This is a genomic window from Streptomyces sp. G45 (assembly GCF_049542095.1).
Taxonomy (GTDB): Bacteria; Actinomycetota; Actinomycetes; order Streptomycetales; family Streptomycetaceae; genus Streptomyces.
In genome coordinates this window covers 7,334,089-7,350,746 of record NZ_JBMUZU010000001.1, presented here as the reverse complement: position 1 = coordinate 7,350,746, position 16,658 = coordinate 7,334,089, and the positions used below count along the sequence as shown (strand labels likewise).

The 16,658-nt window shown below is 73.7% G+C and carries 13 protein-coding genes and 2 pseudogenes; 8 read left to right on the top strand and 7 right to left on the bottom strand.

Going from position 1 to position 16,658, the window contains the following annotated elements; translation table 11 throughout:
* Nucleotides 1-222: 222 nt before the first annotated feature.
* Both ACOBQU_RS31165 and ACOBQU_RS31160 read right to left on the bottom strand, forming a co-directional pair.
* The gene (locus ACOBQU_RS31165; protein ID WP_423631684.1) at nucleotides 223-1,179 is read right to left on the bottom strand and encodes a hypothetical protein; all 957 of its coding nucleotides are present in this window, start codon (nucleotides 1,177-1,179) and stop codon (nucleotides 223-225) included.
* A 198-nt stretch (nucleotides 1,180-1,377) separates the two neighbouring features.
* Nucleotides 1,378-3,033, bottom strand: a complete 1,656-nt coding sequence (locus ACOBQU_RS31160; protein ID WP_423631682.1) for an FAD-binding dehydrogenase — start codon at nucleotides 3,031-3,033, stop codon at nucleotides 1,378-1,380.
* 174 nt (nucleotides 3,034-3,207) lie between these two features.
* Here ACOBQU_RS31160 and ACOBQU_RS31155 point away from each other — a divergent pair, with 174 nt between their 5' ends.
* The 3 genes from ACOBQU_RS31155 to ACOBQU_RS31145 all read left to right on the top strand — a co-directional run bounded on the left by ACOBQU_RS31155 (nucleotide 3,208) and on the right by ACOBQU_RS31145 (nucleotide 4,506).
* Nucleotides 3,208-3,738: an NUDIX hydrolase gene (locus ACOBQU_RS31155; RefSeq protein WP_423631680.1), complete on the top strand. Its 531-nt coding sequence runs from the start codon at nucleotides 3,208-3,210 to the stop codon at nucleotides 3,736-3,738.
* A gap of 64 nt (nucleotides 3,739-3,802) precedes the next feature.
* Entirely contained in the window at nucleotides 3,803-4,195 is a 393-nt protein-coding gene (locus tag ACOBQU_RS31150) for a YidH family protein (RefSeq protein WP_423631678.1), read from the top strand.
* Nucleotides 4,192-4,506, top strand: a complete 315-nt coding sequence (locus ACOBQU_RS31145) for a DUF202 domain-containing protein (protein ID WP_423631676.1) — start codon at nucleotides 4,192-4,194, stop codon at nucleotides 4,504-4,506. Before ACOBQU_RS31150 ends, ACOBQU_RS31145 begins: the two co-directional genes overlap by 4 nt.
* Nucleotides 4,507-4,530: 24 nt before the next feature.
* On the opposite strand, the gene ACOBQU_RS31140 is transcribed toward ACOBQU_RS31145, so the two are convergent.
* The gene (locus ACOBQU_RS31140; RefSeq protein ID WP_423631674.1) at nucleotides 4,531-5,481 is read right to left on the bottom strand and encodes an NADP-dependent oxidoreductase; all 951 of its coding nucleotides are present in this window, start codon (nucleotides 5,479-5,481) and stop codon (nucleotides 4,531-4,533) included.
* 180 nt (nucleotides 5,482-5,661) lie between these two features.
* On the opposite strand from ACOBQU_RS31140, the gene ACOBQU_RS31135 reads away from it, so the two are divergent.
* The 3 genes from ACOBQU_RS31135 to ACOBQU_RS31125 all read left to right on the top strand — a co-directional run bounded on the left by ACOBQU_RS31135 (nucleotide 5,662) and on the right by ACOBQU_RS31125 (nucleotide 8,403).
* Nucleotides 5,662-5,958, top strand: coding sequence for a hypothetical protein (locus ACOBQU_RS31135; RefSeq protein WP_423631673.1), 297 nt, complete (start codon nucleotides 5,662-5,664; stop codon nucleotides 5,956-5,958).
* Nucleotides 5,959-6,114: 156 nt separating this feature from the next.
* Nucleotides 6,115-7,167 (top strand): phosphotransferase family protein, encoded by a 1,053-nt coding sequence (locus tag ACOBQU_RS31130; RefSeq protein WP_423631671.1) that lies wholly within the window; start codon nucleotides 6,115-6,117, stop codon nucleotides 7,165-7,167.
* A 6-nt stretch (nucleotides 7,168-7,173) separates the two neighbouring features.
* Nucleotides 7,174-8,403 (top strand): acyl-CoA dehydrogenase family protein, encoded by a 1,230-nt coding sequence (locus ACOBQU_RS31125; RefSeq protein WP_423631669.1) that lies wholly within the window; start codon nucleotides 7,174-7,176, stop codon nucleotides 8,401-8,403.
* Between the two features lie 212 nt (nucleotides 8,404-8,615).
* Here ACOBQU_RS31125 and ACOBQU_RS31120 read toward each other — a convergent pair.
* Nucleotides 8,616-9,208: pseudogene (locus tag ACOBQU_RS31120) on the bottom strand (TetR/AcrR family transcriptional regulator).
* Nucleotides 9,209-9,313: 105 nt separating this feature from the next.
* The gene (locus ACOBQU_RS31115; protein WP_423634817.1) at nucleotides 9,314-10,066 is read right to left on the bottom strand and encodes an SDR family oxidoreductase; all 753 of its coding nucleotides are present in this window, start codon (nucleotides 10,064-10,066) and stop codon (nucleotides 9,314-9,316) included.
* Between the two features lie 353 nt (nucleotides 10,067-10,419).
* Between ACOBQU_RS31115 and ACOBQU_RS31110 the strand changes: the two genes are divergently transcribed.
* The gene (locus tag ACOBQU_RS31110; protein ID WP_423631667.1) at nucleotides 10,420-11,802 is read left to right on the top strand and encodes an erythromycin esterase family protein; all 1,383 of its coding nucleotides are present in this window, start codon (nucleotides 10,420-10,422) and stop codon (nucleotides 11,800-11,802) included.
* A 28-nt stretch (nucleotides 11,803-11,830) separates the two neighbouring features.
* Here ACOBQU_RS31110 and ACOBQU_RS31105 read toward each other — a convergent pair whose 3' ends face one another.
* Nucleotides 11,831-12,850 (bottom strand): LysR family transcriptional regulator, encoded by a 1,020-nt coding sequence (locus ACOBQU_RS31105; protein ID WP_423631665.1) that lies wholly within the window; start codon nucleotides 12,848-12,850, stop codon nucleotides 11,831-11,833.
* A 201-nt stretch (nucleotides 12,851-13,051) separates the two neighbouring features.
* Between ACOBQU_RS31105 and ACOBQU_RS31100 the strand changes: the two genes are divergently transcribed.
* Nucleotides 13,052-13,693 carry a hypothetical protein gene (locus ACOBQU_RS31100; RefSeq protein WP_423631663.1) on the top strand — a complete coding sequence of 214 codons (642 nt, stop codon included), beginning with the start codon at nucleotides 13,052-13,054 and terminating at the stop codon, nucleotides 13,691-13,693.
* Between the two features lie 64 nt (nucleotides 13,694-13,757).
* On the opposite strand, the pseudogene ACOBQU_RS31095 reads toward ACOBQU_RS31100, so the two are convergent.
* Nucleotides 13,758-16,588, bottom strand: a pseudogene (locus tag ACOBQU_RS31095) (penicillin acylase family protein).
* Nucleotides 16,589-16,658 lie beyond the last annotated feature (70 nt).

Here is a 16,658-nt window from a genome sequence, read left to right as displayed (position 1 = left end):
CGTCGTGCGTGGTCAGTCGTGGGGTGCCACTCGTGCGGCGCGCGCCCGGGGGGCGCGCTGGGGCGGTGCGCTGTGTGCGTTGTGGGTTGCGTGCGTTGCGTGCGTTGTGCGCTGTGTGCCTTGCGTGTGCTGTGTGCTGTGTGCTGTGTGCTTCGTGCGCTGTGTGCGTTGCGTGTGCTGTGTGCTTTGTGCGCTGTGTGCGTTGTGCGTGCGCTCGGGTCGTCACGCCGTGCCGAGGGCCGCGGTGCGCGCCGCCGCGTGGGCCTCGCGCGGGTCGCGGTCCGGGTACGACCAGGGCGCCTCGGTCACATGGCGGCCGATGCGCTGGAGGAGGGCCCCGGACTCGGCGTGCCGACCCGCGCAGTACGTGGCGTGCGCGAGGTAGTTCAGGTCGACGTAGGCGCGGGGGTGGCCCTGGTCGCCGGGGATGGCCCACTCCAGCCACCAGTCGAAGGACGCCTTCATCACCTGCCGGGCGCGGCGGCTCGTCCAGTGCGCGGACGCGAGGGGGTCGCTGGTCTCGCTGCCCACGGCGGCGAGCACGCGGTAGCGCTCGGTGTGCGCGATGACCGGCAGGAGCGCGAGCGGCGAGTGGTCGGGGGCCTGTTCGGCGGCCCAGTACGCGAAGTCGTACACCTCGTGCAGCGGGTCCTGGCCCGCCGCGGGGCGGCGCTCGGCGAGCCGCGCGATCATCAGGTGGTGGGCGTGGTGGTGCTCCGGGTGCCGGTGTCTGACCTCGTCGAAGAGGCGTACGACGTCCTCCTCGCGGCCCAGGGAGCGCTCCAGGAGCAGCAGCGCGAGCCAGGGCGTCGGGTCGGCGGGGACCTTGACCATGGCCTCGCGGCAGGCGGCGCGGGCCTTCTCGGAGCGCTCCTTGCCGCGCAGCGCGCGGTGCACGGCGGCGTAGGCGAGCAGCACCACGGCGTCGGCGCTCTCCGGCTCGAAGAGCCGCCAGTCGCGGGCCCAGGCCGTGGTGGTCGGCTCCCGGGCGAGCACGTCGATGCGGTGGCCCCTGCGGTCCCAGTCGTCGCCGGTGGCGGCGAGCAGCTCCCTCACCTCGGTCCAGCGTCCCTGGGCCAGCGCCGTGCGTGCGGCGACGAGGTCGGAGTCGTCGAGGGCGGCGTCGAAGACGTGCGCCGCCCGCTTGCGGGACCGACCGAGGGGCGGAGGTGGAGACACCGCGGGACGTCCTCCCCAACGCGGTAGGCGAGCGTGCGATCACGCACAGCCAACCGGCAGCCAGCGCTCCACGTCAAGGGTCATGTGCGCCGCTCATTGGACCACTGCGCCATTCGCCGTAGCTGAACTCGCCGGTACGGCTTACCAGTTCGGCGCGCACGGCGCGCTGGGGGCGCGCGGGCGGCGCGGGCGGGCGCGCTATCCCACGGCTTTCGCGGCCGCCCGCCCCGCCGCGCGCCCCGAGAAGAGGCAGCCGCCGAGGAAGGTGCCCTCCAGGGAGCGGTAGCCGTGCACCCCGCCGCCGCCGAACCCGGCGGCCTCCCCCGCCGCGTACACGCCCGGCAGCGGCGCGCCGCCCTCCTGGAGCACGCGCGAGGACAGGTCGGTCTCCAGGCCGCCGAGGGTCTTGCGGGTGAGGATGTTTAGGCGGACGGCGATGAGCGGGCCCGCCTTCGGGTCCAGCATGCGGTGCGGGGCGGCGGTGCGGATGAGGCGGTCGCCGAGGAACCGGCGGGCGCCGTGGATCGCGGCGACCTGGAGGTCCTTGGTGAAGGGGTTGACGATCTCGCGGTCGCGGGCGGCGAGGGTGCGGTGCAGGGCGGCCTCGTCGATGAGGGGCTCCTTGGTGAGGGCGTTCATGCCGCGCACCAGCGCGCCGAGGTCCCGCTCGACGACGAAGTCCACGCCGTGCTGCATGAACGCCTTCACCGGGCCCGGCACGTCGGCGCGGGCGCGGTCGATGACGCCGCGCACGGACCTGCCGGTGAGGTCCGGGTTCTGCTCGGAGCCCGACAGCGTGAACTCCCTGCCGATGACGCGCTGGTTGAGCACGAACCACGTGTGGTCGTACCCGGTGCCCATGATGTGGCTGAGGGTGCCGAGCGTGTCGAAGCCGGGGAACAGCGGCACGGGCAGGCGGTTGCCGCGCGCGTCCAGCCACAGCGAGGACGGGCCGGGCAGGATGCGGATGCCGTGCCGGGCCCAGATGGGGTTCCAGTTCTCGATGCCCTCGGTGTAGTGCCACATGCGGTCGCGGTTGATGAGGTGTCCGCCCGCGCGCTCGGCGACGCCGAGCATCAGCCCGTCGACGTGCGCGGGCACGCCGGACAGCAGCTTCTCGGGCGGGCGGCCCAGGCGCTTGGGCCAGTTGGCGCGGACCAGGTCGTGGTTGCCGCCGATGCCGCCGGAGGTGACGATCACCGCCTGGGCGCGGAACTCGAAGGTCCCGGCGACCTCGCGGCCGCTGGCCGTGCCCCGCTCGGCGTCCGACGGCTCGAGGACCTCGCCGGTGACGGTGTCGACGACGCCGCCCGTGCGGGCCAGGCCCGTCACCCGGTGCCGGAACCGCAGCTCGACCAGGCCGCGCGCCACACCCTCGCGCACGCGCCGCTCGAAGGGGGCGACGAGGCCGGGCCCGGTGCCCCAGGTGATGTGGAAGCGCGGCACCGAGTTGCCGTGGCCCTGCGCGTCGTACCCGCCGCGCTCGGCCCAGCCCACCACCGGGAAGAACCGCACGCCCAGGCCGTGCAGCCAGGCCCGCTTCTCGCCGCTGGCGAAGTCCACGTACGCCTGAGCCCAGCGGCGCGGCCAGTGGTCCTCCTCGCGGTCGAAGCCCGCCGTGCCCAGCCAGTCCTGGAGGGCCAGCTCCCGGTGGTCCTTCACGCGCATCCGCCGCTGCTCGGGGGAGCCCACGAGGAACAGGCCGCCGAACGACCAGTGCGCCTGGCCGCCGATCGACTGCTCCGGCTCCTGGTCCAGGAGGATCACCCTGCGGCCCGCGTCGACCAGTTCGGCGGTCGCGGTGAGGCCCGCGAGGCCCGCGCCGATCACGATGACGTCCGCGTCGTAGGCCATGACGGCGGCTCCCTGGGGGTTGGGGCGGGCGGGGAGTTACTGGTCAGTCAGATCCTTCAGAGCGGGGGGTCCTACGTCAACCAGGCGGTAGGGAGAAGTGGCCGTCTCCGGGGGCCCGGAGCGCGCCCCGGGCCCCCGGGCAAGGGAAAGGGCACAGGTGCGTACGGTGGGGGCATGAGTGGTGTGGTGGATCCCGCGCGGGAAATCGTGAGCGTCGTCGACGAGCACGACGTCGTCGTCGGCCAGGCCCCCCGGGCCGAGGTCTACGCCCGGGGCCTGCGGCACCGGTGCGCGTTCATCGAGGCCCGCGACCCCGAGGGCCGCGTCTTCGTGCACCGGCGCACCCCGACCAAGCTGGTCTACCCCTCCCTGCACGACATGTTCGTCGGCGGCGTCGTCGCGGCGGGCGAGTCGTACGACGACGCGGCGCTCCGCGAGGCGCGGGAGGAGCTGGGCGTGGCGGAACTGCCGCGCCCCACGCCGCTGTTCAAGTTCCTGTACGACGACGGGGCGGGCCGCAGCTGGTGGTCGTACGTCTATGAGGTGCGGGTCGGCGCCCCGGTGCGCCCGCAGGTGGAGGAGGTCGCCTGGCACGGCTTCCTGACGGACGAGGAGCTGGCGCGGCGCGTGCCGGAGTGGGAGTGGGTGCCGGACGGCCTGGAGGCGTACCGCCGTCTGCTGGCCTTCCGGGAGCGCGGGGCGTGAGCGCGGCGGGGCGGCCGCGGGCCGGTCAGCGGCGGCGCGGGGACCGGCGCCTACAGTGCGACGGGTGATCACCTTCGTACAGAGCCTGCGCCTGTGGTTCAGGCCCGACCGGGTCCGGGCCGAGGGCGAGACGCCCGACTACCGCTTCTCGCTGGCCAACGAGCGCACCTTCCTGGCCTGGCTGCGCACCGCGCTGGCGCTGATCGGCGGCGGGTTCGCGGTGGACCAGTTCCTGCCGGACCTGCGCTGGGGCGTGCGGGTGGGCCTGGCGCTCGCGCTGCTCGGGGCGGGGGTGCTGTGCGCGCTGCGCGCGGTGCACCACTGGGTGCGCTGCGAGCGGGCGATGCGGCGCGGCGAGGACCTGCCCGCGACGCGCTTCCCGGCGCTGCTGGGCGTGGTGGTGGCGGCGGTCGCGGTGGCGATGGTGGTGGTCGTCCTGTTCGGCTGGGAGGGGTGACCGGCGTGGGCGCTCGGGATCCGGGGCTCCAGCCGGAGCGCACGCGCCTGGCGTGGCGGCGTACGACGCTGGCGTGCACGGTCGCGGCGGTGCTCGCGGCGCGCACGGCGCTGCACGACGGGGTCACGGCGGCGGGCCTGCTGGCGTGCGCGCTGTGCCTGCTGGTGTGGCTGGGCTTCCTCGCGGTGGCGCACCTCCGGATCGCGGCGCTGGCGGTGGCGCGCCCGCGCCCGCTGGCGCCGCGGGCGGCGACGGCGGCAGTGCTGTGCACGGTCGGGCTCGCGGCGGGGGCGGCGGCGATGGTGCTGTGAGCGCCCGGTGGGCGGGGGCTCGGGCTAGGTCTGGCCGGGGGTTTCCGGCCAGTTGACCGTGACCGCGATCTTGCCTCGGGTGCGGCCCTCTTCCAGGAGGCGGTAGGCGTCGGCCGCCCGCTCCAGCGGGAAGACGGCCTCTACGTGCACGCTCAGCGCGCCCCGCTCGGCGAGTTCGGTCAGGCTGCGCAGGTCGTCGGCGTCGGGGCGGACGAAGCAGTAGCGGCCGCCGAGGTCGATGACGGAGCCGTCGGCGACGGAGGCGAGGCGGCCGCCGGGGGCGAGGAGGTCCGCGGACACCTTGAGGGTGTCGCCGCCGATGGTGTCGAAGGCGGCGTCGACGCCCTCGGGGGCGAGGGCGCGGACCCGGTCGGCGAGCCCTTCGCCGTAGGTGACGGGCTCGGCGCCCAGCTCCCGCAGGTAGCCGTGGTTGCGCTCGCTGGCGGTGCCGATGACGCGGGCCCCGGCGTGCCGGGCGAGCTGCACGGCGAAGGAGCCGACGCCGCCCGCCGCGGCGTGCACCAGGACGACGTCGCCGTCGGTGACGCGCAGTGCCCGGTGGATGACCTGGTAGGCGGTGAGCCCGGCCAGCGGCAGGCCCGCCGCCTCCTCGAAGGAGAGGTTGCGGGGCTTGCGGGCGAGGGTGCGCACGGGCGCCGCCACGTACTCGGCGAGGGTGCCGCGGGACAGGAAGTCCTCCCGTACATAGCCGATGACCTCGTCGCCGACGGCGAACTCGGGGACGGCGGCGCCGGGCTGGACCACGACGCCCGCCACGTCCCAGCCGGGGACGACGGGGAACACGGGGTCCAGGACGGCGTCCAGGTACCCGGCGCGGCACTTGAAGTCCACGGGGTTGAGGGCCGCGGCCCGCACCTTCACCAGGACGGTGTCGGGGCCGACCTTCGGATCGCGTACGTCGCCGTACTCCAGGACCTCGGGGCCGCCGTACGCGCGGTAGCTGATCGCCTTCATTCCGTCGCCTCACAGAGTCAGGGCACTACCGGCAAAGCTCGCACACCGGGAGCGCCGGGGCATCGAGGGCTAGCCTGAGAGGGTCATCCGGTTCACGGGAGACGTGCGCGCGCTTCGGCGGCACACCCGGCGGCACACGCGCGCTCCGGTGGCGCACCCCGCCGCACGGGAGGCACCCTCATGACCACGCCCCACCAGGAACACCCGGTCCACGACCACGCGCACGGCCCCGTCTGCGGGCACCCCGAGGTCCCGCACGGCGACCACGTCGACTACGCGCACGACGGCCACCTCCACCGCGCGCACGGCGACCACTACGACGAGTGCGAGCCGGACGGGCACGTCCGCCACGACGGCCACGACCACCAGCACGGCGAGGGGTGCGGGCACGCCTGTGTGGCGCACGGCGACCACGTCAACTACGTCCACGACGGGCACCGGCACGCGGAGCACGACGGGCACTGGGACGACCACTGACGACCTGCCGGTCGAGGGCGGCGGCAGCGCGCTCAGGCCCCCGCACCTCAGTCGGCTTCGCCACACCCGCTCGGACCCTCTGGACGACATACCGACCGGTCGGCATCATGAGGCGAGCAGTACGGCCCGACCTCACCGATCAGGAGCGATCCGCCCATGAGCGCTGACCACCCGCCCGGCCTCGACCTCGACCGGCTGCGCGGCCACCTCGACCGCGTCCGCCCCGGCCTGGTGGGGCCGGGGCCGCTCACGGCCGAGCTGATCGAGGGGGGCCGCTCGAACCTCACGTACGCCGTGACGGACGGCACCGGCCGCTGGGTGGTGCGCCGCCCGCCGCTCGGGCACGTCCTCGCCACCGCGCACGACATGAAGCGCGAGCACCGGGTGATCAGCGCGCTGCACCCGACGGCCGTGCCGGTGCCGCGCCCGGTGCTGCTGTGCGAGGACACCGCCGTGCTGGGGGCGCCGTTCTATGTGATGGAGCACGTGTCCGGCACGCCGTACCGCACGGCGGAGCAGCTCGCCGCGCTCGGGCCCGCGCGCACCCGCGCCACGGTGCTCGGCCTCGTGGACACGCTGGTGGACCTGCACGCCGTGGACCCGGAGGCGGTCGGGCTCGGCGACTTCGGGCGGCCCGAGGGCTTCCTCGACCGGCAGCTGCGGCGCTGGGGCAAGCAGCTCGACGCCTCCCGCGGGCGCGAGCTCGCCGGGATCGACGAGCTGCACGCGGCGCTCGGCCGCTCGCTGCCCGTCTCCCCGGCGCCGACGGTCGTGCACGGCGACTACCGCCTGGACAACGTCCTCATCGCGTCGGCCGCCTCCGCCGACGGCACCGGCGTGACCGACCGCATCGCGGCCGTGCTCGACTGGGAGATGTCCACGCTCGGCGACCCGCTGACCGACCTGGGCCTGCTGGTGATGTACAGCTCGCCGCTCCAGGTGCCCGACTCGCCCGTCAGCACCACCGCGGGCGCGCCGGGCCACCCCGAACCGGCCGAGCTGGTGGAGCGGTACGCGGCCCGCTCGGGGCGCGACGTGTCCGCCGTCGCCTGGTACACGGCGTTCGGGTGGTTCAAGCTCGCCGTGATCCTGGAGGGCATCCACTACCGCTACACGCTCGGGCAGACCGTCGGCGCGGGCTTCGACCGCATCGGCGCGCTGGTGCCCGCCTTCATCGAGCACGGCCTGACCACCCTTCAGGAGAGCTGAGCCGCCATGGACTTCGCCTACGACGCCCGCACCGAGGAGCTGCGCGCCGAGCTGCTCTCCTTCATGGACTCCCATGTGTACCCGGCCGAGCAGACCGCCGACGAGCAGCGCGCCCGGCTCGCCTCGCCGTGGGACCAGCCGCCCGTGGTGGAGGAGCTGAAGGCCGAGGCCCGCCGCCGCGGCCTGTGGAACCTGTTCCTGCCCGACGCCGAGTACGGCGCCGGGCTGACGAACCTCCAGTACGCGCCGCTCGCCGAGATCACCGGCCGCAGTCCGCAGCTGGCGCCCACGGCCCTCAACTGCGCGGCCCCGGACACCGGCAACATGGAGGTGCTCGCCCAGTTCGGCACGGCCGAGCAGCGCGAGCGGTGGCTGAAGCCGCTGCTCGCGGGCGAGATCCGGTCGGCGTTCGCCATGACCGAGCCGGACGTGGCCTCGTCGGACGCCACCAACATCACCACGCGCATCCGGCGCGACGGCGACGCCTACGTCATCACCGGCCGCAAGTGGTACATCTCCGGCGCCATGAACCCGGACTGCCGGGTCTTCATCGTCATGGGCAAGACCGACCCCGACGGGGACGTCCGCCGCCAGCAGTCGATGGTCCTGGTCCCCCGCGACACGCCGGGCGTCGAGGTGCGGCGCGCGATGCGGGTGTACGGGTACGAGGACCACTACCACGGCGGGCACGCCGAGGTCGTCTTCGACGAGGCGCGCGTGCCGGTGGCGAACCTCGTCGGCGAGGAGGGCGGCGGCTTCGCCATCGCCCAGGCGCGGCTCGGGCCCGGCCGCATCCACCACTGCATGCGGCTCATCGGCATGGCCGAGCGCGCCATCGAGCTGATGTGCCGCCGGGCCCTCGACCGCACCGCGTTCGGCCAGCCGCTGGCCCGGCAGGGCGTGGTGCGGGAGTGGATCGCGGACGCCCGCGTGGCGGTCGAGCAGCTGCGGCTGCTCGTCCTGAAGACGGCGTGGCTGATGGACACCGTGGGCAACAAGGGGGCCCACACCGAGATCCAGGCCATCAAGATCGCCACGCCCCGGGCCGTCGTCGACATCCTGGACAAGGCCGTGCAGCTGCACGGCGCGGGCGGGGTCAGCCAGGACTTCCCGCTGGCGGAGCTGTGGGCGGCGGCGCGGACGCTGCGCTTGGCCGACGGGCCGGACGAGGTGCACCAGCGGTCGTTGGCGCGGCGGGAACTCGCCCTGCACTCCCCGGGGTCCGCCCGGTCCTGAGCGCGTAGCGGTCGACCGTCGACGGTCTCCGCCGCTCCCGGGCGTCTCTTGGGCGCCGCCCCGTCTGTGTGGGGTGTGCCACGCCAGGCCGTCTCCCGGGCGCGATCGCCGTCGTGGCTGGGCGCGCCGTTCCCCGCGCCCCTTCGGGGCGCTCACCGTGCCCGGAATCAGGCGTTCCCCGCGCCCCTTCGCGGCGCTCGGCGCACCCGGAGTCAGGGGCGAAGCGCCCGCAGCAGGAGGTCGGCCAGGTGGTCGGCCACCTGCTGGGGGACAGGGGGCCGTCGGGGCGGTACCACGTGGACAGGTGGTGGACGGAGCCGAAGTGGTAGTCCACCACCAGGTCCGCGGGGGTCGCCGAGGAGAACACCCCCGCCTCCTGCCCCTCCTCCACGAGCGCCCGGAAGCGCTCGTGGTACCGCCGCCGCTCCGCCCGCACCTGCTTGAGCTTCTCGGGGCTCAGGTGGTGCATCGAGCGGAAGAAGATCGCGGCGTCGTCCAGGTTGGCGATGGTGGTCACCACGACGTCGGCCGCCGCGTCGCGCAGCCGCCGCTCGACGGGCGCGTCCGCGTCGGCGAAGGCGTCGAGGCGCTCCTGCTGGACCCGCAGCATCCGCGCGTACACCTCGTGCAGCAGGTCGTCCTTGGAGCCGAAGTAGTGGTAGAGCGCGCCCTTGGTGACCCCGGCCGCCTCGACGATCTCCTGTACGGACGTGCGGTCGTAGCCGCGGTCGGCGAAGAGGCGGGTGGCGGCGGCGAGCAGCCGCTGCGGGACGGGTGGGCCGTCACCGTCCGTCGTCCTGGTCACTGCCGCCACCTGCCTTCCGGGTTCGTGAGACGCTCTGCGATCTTGCGCGGGGACACCGTGACAACGCGGTTCCCGCCGCAGGATCTTCCCACTGGCCGCACCCGGTCACGGGGCCGCCTCCCACTTCTGCTGGAGGTGGTTCATGTTGGCGAGCCAGGCGTCGGGGGCGAAGGCCCGCGCCTGGTAGTACGCGGAGACCTCGGCGTGCGGCAGGATCAGGAAGCGGTCCTCGGCCATTCCGGCGAACAGCGCCTCGGCGACGTCCTCCGGTTCGATGGCGGTGGGCGCGAGGACCAGCTCGCCCGCGGAACCGGCCGCCGCGAGCATGTCGGTGCGCACGCCCTGCGGGCAGACCGCGTGGACCTTGAGGCCGCGGTGGCGGTAGGTCAGGGACAGCCACTCGGCGAAGGCGTACGCGCCGTGCTTGGTGACGCTGTACGGCGCGGCGCCGATCATGCTGAGGAGCCCGGCGGCGGACACGGTGGACACGAACCGGCCCTCGCCGCGCTCCAGCCAGCCCGGCAGCAGCGTCCGCGCGGCGCGCACATGGGCCATGACGTTGACGTCCCAGGCGGCGGCCCACACGTCCTCGGGCGCGGCCTCGGTGCCGCCCGCGGCGAGGCCCGCGTTGGCGCAGTACACGTCGATGGTGCCGCCCAGCGCGACGGCCGCCGCGGAGACGATCCGCGAGGCGTCGCCCGGCACGGCGGTGCCGCCGACCGCCGCGGCGACGGCGGCGGCCCGGTCCGGGTCCAGGTCGTTGACGGCGACGCGGGCCCCGGCCTCGGCGAAGCGGTGGGCCAGGGCGGCGCCGATGCCGCCGCCCGCGCCGGTGATGACGACGCGCTTGCCGTCCAGGTCCAGGTTTCCCGCCGGGTTGCCGTGAAGGCTGTCCACGGGCGCACTCCCTCGGTGTCGGTCACGCTCGGTCTCGATCACTCCCACCAGCAGACTAACCAGTCGGTATGTCACTGAGGAAGGGTTTCTTCCGCCGTCGTACGGGCGCCCGGAGCACGCAGGACGCCGGGGCCGAGCGCGCGCCGCGCGCCGCGTGGCCTACGACAAAACCGGTAGGCCCGGGGGCCAGCGCGCTCCACCCCCCGTCCGGGAGCCTGCCGGATGGTGGCGTCCGGGGGCCGCTCGGGATCGTGGTCGGCAGGCGCGCGGACCGGATCCGCGCGCGCCGCGACCACCTTCCCGAGGAGGACCACATGGCACGCACGGCATGGCGGCGGACGGCGCTGCTGCTCGTCACGGCGGCCGGGGCGGGGGCCCTCGTCGCCCCGCAGGCGGCCCAGGCCGCCCAGACCACGCAGTCCGCGCAGGCAGCCCAGGCGGCCCAGGCCGCGCCCCCGACGCGGGCGGCGCCGCGCGCGGGCGACCCGGTGCGGGCGATCGAGCGCTCGGCGCACCCGCTGCGCTCCACCGACCCGGGCGGCTCCACCGCCGATCTGCGGCCGCTCGGCCGCATGGTGGGCGGGGCCGAGGTGGTGGGCCTGGGCGAGGCCACCCACGGGTCGCACGAGTTCTTCACAATGAAGGACCGGGTATTCCGCTATCTCGTCGAGAAAAAGGGCTTCACCACCTTCGCGCAGGAAATCAGTTGGACCACCGGGCTTCGCTTCGACGCCTATGTGCGCGGCGGCAAGGGAGACGTACGGAAACTGGTCCACGACGAGCTGGCCGAGACGCCGTGGGACACCGACGAATACGTGCGGCTGCTCACCTGGATGCGGGCGTACAACCAGAAGCACCCGGACCGGCAGGTCCGGTTCATGGGCAATGACCTCAACTATCCGCACCAGGGAACCGAGGTGTTCGACGCGGTCCGCTCCTACGTCCGCGCGCACGAGCCGGACCTGGCCGAGCGCGTGGACGCGCTGTACGCGCCGCTGCGGCGCCTGACGGACAGCGACGTCTTCTGGAAGCTGCCGATGGCCGAGCGGAAGCGGCTGACCAAGCGGGCCGAGGAGGTCCACGGCCTGCTGGAGGGCCGCCGACCGGCGCACGGCGGGCGGGCGCACGCCTGGGCGCTGCGCAACGCCGAGTCGATCGCGGAGACCGCGCAGATCCTCACCTACGACGACACGGACCAGGGCGTCAAGGACGCCATGCTCCACCGCGACCGCCTGATGGCGCGCAACACCGCCTGGTGGCAGCGGTACACCGGCGGCAAGGTCCTGCTGTCGGCGCACAACGCCCACGTGGGGTACGAGAGCTACGACCAGCGCTATCCGAAGATGCAGGGCGCGTTCCTGCGGGACGCGCTCGGCAAGCGGTACCGGAGCATCGGGTTCACCTTCGACCGGGGCGCGTTCATGGCGCAGAGCGAGACCTCCACGGTGTGGCGGGAGCGCTCGGTGGGCGCGGCCACGCCCGGCATGAACGAGTACACGCTCGACAAGGTGCGCCATGACGACTACGTGGTCGACCTGCGGACCCTCCCGGCGACGGCGCGCACCTGGCTGGACAAGGCCCGCCCGACGCGGAGCATCGGCACGGCCTACCCGGACGGGCCGTGGCCGATCAGGCTCGGCGCGAGCCACGACATCCTGATCCACCTGCACCAGGTCACCGCGGCCCACCGCCAGTGACCCGCCCGCCGCCGGGCCGCCCGGGGCGTCAACGGCTGAGCCACCAGCGCTCGTTGTCCTTGGCGAGCGCGTCCCACAGCAGGTTCAGCGGGTGCTGGGCGTCGTACGAGGCCCGGTCGCCGCGCCGGGTGAAGACGCCGACCAGCACCTCGGTGCGCGGTCCGACGTCCCCCACGACGTCCAGCCTGCGCAGGCCCCCGGCCTCGGGCAGGCTGCCGGACTCGGCGGCCTCCGCGATGCCGCGCGTGACCAGCATCGCGCCGCTGACGACACCGGAGCGCAGCAGCTCGAAGCCGTAGTGGGCGGCCTCTATCTCGGCGGCGATGGTCAGCTCCTTGCGGAAGTCGGCGCCGTACCAGGCGGTGAGGAAGCGGGCGATGAGGCCGCCCGCGGAGACCACCAGGGGCAGGCCCGGCAGGTCGCTGGCGCGCACGCCGGGGCCGGGGAGCTTCCGCGGCGGCAGGTTCGTCAGGACGCAGACGCCACTGCGCCGCCACTCGATCATCTCGTACGGATCCAGCTCGTCCTCCTGGCCCTCGGTGACGACGACGCTGCCGCACACCAGGTCCAGCTCCTTGGACTGGAGGCGGGCGAACAGGTCGCCGGTGCGGACGTGGGTGACCTTCAGGTCGACGCCCCGGCGTTCGTAGGCGTCGCTGACGCGCTCCACGGCGTCGAGCAGGAAGCCGAGGGTGTAGCGCGTCGAGCCGACGGAGAGGGTGCGGCCGAGGCGGCGGCGGGCGTCGTGGATGCCGTCGGTCCACGCGCCCAGCGTGGTGCGGGCCAGCTCCACGAGCAGTTCGCCGGTGGCGGTGAACAGGACGTCCTTGCCGCGGCCCCGCTTGAGGACCAGGGCCTCGCCGCAGAGCGCGCCGAACGTGCGGTTCAACGTGTCCAGTTGCTTCTGCACGCTGGACTGCTCCCGGCCGAGGTGGCGTGCCGCCGCGAGCGCCGTGCCGTGTTCGTGCACGGCGAGCAGCGTCCGCAGTTGGTCCATGGTGGTGTCCAGGAGGGCGGCGGGGAACTGCGGGGGACCGTTTAAGGCCATTGCGGGCTTTCTCTCAGCTTCCTGCTCAGCTTCCTTCGCGATATGCCGCAATGCAGCATAGCCGCCGCGGAAACTGATCCCCGGATCACCTCAAATTATCTGGGGATTTCTTCCGGTAAAAGCTGGCTGGGTTCGCCGTACCCATGGAAAGGTCGAGGCAATCCCGATCGACCCGTCCACTCCGCGAGGAGAGTCGCACCCGTGAGTCACTACCAGGTCGCGCCCGCGCCACCCGGCCCCCGCCGCGCGGTCCGTGCCGCCCGCGCGCCCCGGCGCCCCGGCTCCCTCACCGCCCTGGTCTGGACCTCTGTCATCTCGGTGGTCTCCGCCGTGATCGGCGCGCTGTTCGTGTTCGTGGGCGGTGAGGACCTGGCCGACGACAACATCCGGGACGTCGTCGGCGACCATCCGGACGTCGTGGGCCTGCCGTCGCATACGTCGGCGGCCGACCTCAAGTCGCTGTCCGGGCCGCTCTGGGACGAACTCGTCAGCGACCGCGCAGGAACGCTCGCGGCCCGCGGCGGATTCGCGATTTTCACCGCGGTGGCGCTGCTTGCATTCACGCTCTGCGTGCACAGGAAAGCGGCGGTATGGGCACGCGTCTGCGTGACCATTTCGGGCTTCGTCGCCTTGTTCCCCCATATCCTTATCTTGGGTGACTACGAACCCGAGTCCGTCATGGCGCTCAGTCTGGTGGCGCTGCTCGGGGCGCTCGCGGCGATCGTGTGCTGCTGGCTGCCGGGCACCCGGCGCTACGCCCGCGACAGCCGGGCGAGCCGGGTGCCCGTGGCCGCGGCCCCGTCGCGGTACGCCCCGCCGACGGGGCCCTGTCCGCCGCTGTAGCCCGCGGCTCCACGACCGCGGTGGCCGGTGCGTCCGGGGACGGCACCGGCCACCGCTCCCGCGTTCACCGGTGCCGCGGGAACTCCACGACCTGCTGGTACGTGGGGCGGTTCTGCCACTGGACCGGGCCGTGCGTGATGCCGCCCAGCGGGCGGTGGACCACCGCGTCGGCGCACCACTGGTCGCCCGCCTCGCAGGTGCCGTCGCCGGGGTAGACCTCTGACGGCGCCTTGGCCACCGCCTGGCCGAGGGTGCGCAGCAGGGCGTCCCGGCAGGCGGCCGGGTCCCCGTCGCCGCAGTACGCCGAGCGGGCCCAGCCCTCGACCGGCCGCCCGAGCACGGTGCGCAGGTCCTTGTCGACGTACCCCCACCAGCCGTACTGGAAGGCCGATCCGGCGTGCGCCCCGGTCGGGCCGTGGCCCGCGGACGGCGCCTCGTCGACGCCCAGCTGTGCCGTCAGGGCGCCGTACAGGTCCGCGCCGAGGCCGGGCTTGAAGACGGCCTCGACGAGCAGCGGCCACCAGGCGTCCATGACGCGTACGGCGTCGGGGTGGGCGTAGGTGCGCGAGCCGGGCGCGGTCTGGTTGCGCTGGGCGCCCGCCTTGTGCCAGGCCTCCAGCTGCCGCGCGGCTTGGGCGAGCGCCGGGTCGTCGACGGGTTCGGCGCGCAGCACCGCGAGCAGTTCGGGCAGCACCTGTTCGCCGCGCAGGTCGGTGACGGCGGCCTCGGCCATGGCCCGGGTCAGCGCGGCGCGGGTGACGCCGCCCTTGGCGACGAGGGCCTTGACGCGGTCGTCGAGGAGGTCGCCGCGGTGCACGGCGCTCATGCCGAAGCCCGCCGCGCTGAAGTCCTCGGCCTGCTTGTTGTTCCAGGAGACGTAGTAGTCCTGGTTGACGGAGTGCGGGTGGGCGGCGGGCGGGGTGCGGGCCGATGTGTTGTCCTCCGGGTCGAAGTCCCGCCACTCGTACGCCGCTTCGGCGCGCACCGGGAAGGACGGGTCGACGTCCTTGGCCCGCTCGGGGTTGGCGCCGCTGTTGTAGTACGCGGTGTCGCGGGCGTCGGCGTAGAACCAGTTGAAGGCGTAGGAGATGTGCTCGGCCGCCCGCTGGAAGGAAGCGGCGTCCTTGACGTACGACGGGTCGTTCAGCATCTGGAAGCCGATGATGGAGTCGGCCTCGTGGCGGTAGGTGGAGCGCAGCGAGACGTAGGCGACGGGCGCGCCGTCGACGGTGGCGCGGTGCGTGACGATGCCGTAGTCGGTGCGGAACACCTGCATCCGGTAGGAGCCCGCGGCCGTGGAGTCGGCGAGGGTGGGCTTCCAGGCGTTCCTGCGCTCCAGCTTCTCCATGGGCACGCAGGCGCCGCGCCGGTCGCGGTAGTGCGTGGACCGCTTGGTGGGGGTGCCGCCGCCGGGTTCGCACAGGGCGACGGCGTAGGTGTCGGTGATGTCCTGGGACGCGGAGGTCGCCGACCAGGCGTAGTCCTGGCCGCGGCCGAGCTGGACGTACATGCCGACGCCCGCGAAGGACACGCCGCGGGCGCTGATGCCGGGGCCCTGGAGCTCCTGCTGCATGAGCAACTGGGGCGCGAAGTAGCCGGTCTGCGGGCCGAAGACGGCGACGGGGTGGCCGCTCGCGGTGTGCTTGCCGGAGACGAGCAGCGCGTTCGACATGCCCTTCCTGGGGTTCGCGAACAGGTCGGCGGGCAGCACGCCGTCGTCGTACATGCCCTGCAAGGGCTTCAGCTTCCCCGGCGCCTCCACCGGGTCCTTGGCCGCGGTCCTCGCCCCGCCCTCGCGGTCGTACACGAGCTGTTCGCGCTCCACCGAGCCGGGGTCGGGCAGGGCGGTGCCGCGCGGGTGGGCGGGCCTGCCCGCGTACGGGAAGCTCGTGCCGTCGTGGATGGTCTGGACGGTCTCCGGGTCGTTGCGGGCGCGGAAGGCCTCCCAGACCTCGGTGCCCTTCTCCACGCCGTACTTCTTCTGCGCGGCGAGCAGGGACAGGGCCGACTCGACCTCTCCCCGCCGCCGTTGCCGAACAGGCCGCCGACCACGGACGCCAGGGCGATCATGTCGGTGACCTTGAAGGGTTCGATCTCGCCGACGTTGGTGATCGCGTCGATCTTGCCGGTGAGGACGTACTCGCCGGGGAAGTAGCGGCCGTCCTTGGCCCGCTCGCGGTAGGCGTTGAGCCCGTCGACATAGGCCTGCGCGTCCGCCATGGCCCGCTCGCCGCGCTCGCCCTGGGTGGTCCTGATGTACGCGACCTGCCGCTCCAGGTCCGCTTCGGTGTACGGGGCCTGCGGCCAGAACTGCTGCTCCAGGCCCTGGTTGGCGGGGGCGCCGCCCGCGAACGGGGTGAGCTGGCCGCGGCCGATGTGCCGGAACAGGTCGATGAGCCACAGCCGGTCCTGCCCGGCCGCGTATCCGGCGCCGAACTCGGTGCCGTACCGGGTGGTGCCCTGGATGTGCGGGACGCCGTACTTCTTGTCGCGGGTGATCGTCACGTCGTCGCGGGGCCGGGTCACGGAGGCCACCTGGTCCGGGGCGACGCCGAAGGACGCGTCGTTGAAGAACGCGCCGAGCCTGTCGTCGGTGAGCGAGGAGTAGCCGGACGCCAGCGCGTCATAGCGGCCGAGCTGGTCGTCGGAGTGGGCGGGTTTGGTGCCGAACACGCGGTGGCCGAGGATCTCGGCGAGCGTGGCGTTGCCGTTGGTGCCGGGCGGCAGCACGTCCGCGCACATCGCACCGCAGTAGTCGGGGGCGGGCGCGGGCTCGGCCGCGGTGGCGGGCGGGCCGGGCGCGAGCAGCAGGGAGGCCCCGAGGGCCAGGGCCGCCGAGACGGTGAGCGTTCTGAGCCGGGCGCCGCGTGGTCGCGTGGATCGCGTGAGTCGCATGGGTGCTCCTCCGGGTGGCCGTCGCGCGGAGGTTACTGCCGGGTTGTCGAACCCGAAAGATGAACAACCG

Coding starts and splice junctions, on each gene's coding strand:
- ACOBQU_RS31155 (WP_423631680.1), top strand. CDS start 3,208: ATGAGTGGTGTGGTGGATCCCGCGCGGGAAATCGTGAGCGTCGTCGAC.
- ACOBQU_RS31160 (WP_423631682.1), bottom strand. CDS start 3,033: ATGGCCTACGACGCGGACGTCATCGTGATCGGCGCGGGCCTCGCGGGC.
- ACOBQU_RS31105 (WP_423631665.1), bottom strand. CDS start 12,850: ATGGCCTTAAACGGTCCCCCGCAGTTCCCCGCCGCCCTCCTGGACACC.
- ACOBQU_RS31140 (WP_423631674.1), bottom strand. CDS start 5,481: ATGAAGGCGATCAGCTACCGCGCGTACGGCGGCCCCGAGGTCCTGGAG.
- ACOBQU_RS31125 (WP_423631669.1), top strand. CDS start 7,174: ATGGACTTCGCCTACGACGCCCGCACCGAGGAGCTGCGCGCCGAGCTG.
- ACOBQU_RS31130 (WP_423631671.1), top strand. CDS start 6,115: ATGAGCGCTGACCACCCGCCCGGCCTCGACCTCGACCGGCTGCGCGGC.
- ACOBQU_RS31135 (WP_423631673.1), top strand. CDS start 5,662: ATGACCACGCCCCACCAGGAACACCCGGTCCACGACCACGCGCACGGC.
- ACOBQU_RS31110 (WP_423631667.1), top strand. CDS start 10,420: ATGGCACGCACGGCATGGCGGCGGACGGCGCTGCTGCTCGTCACGGCG.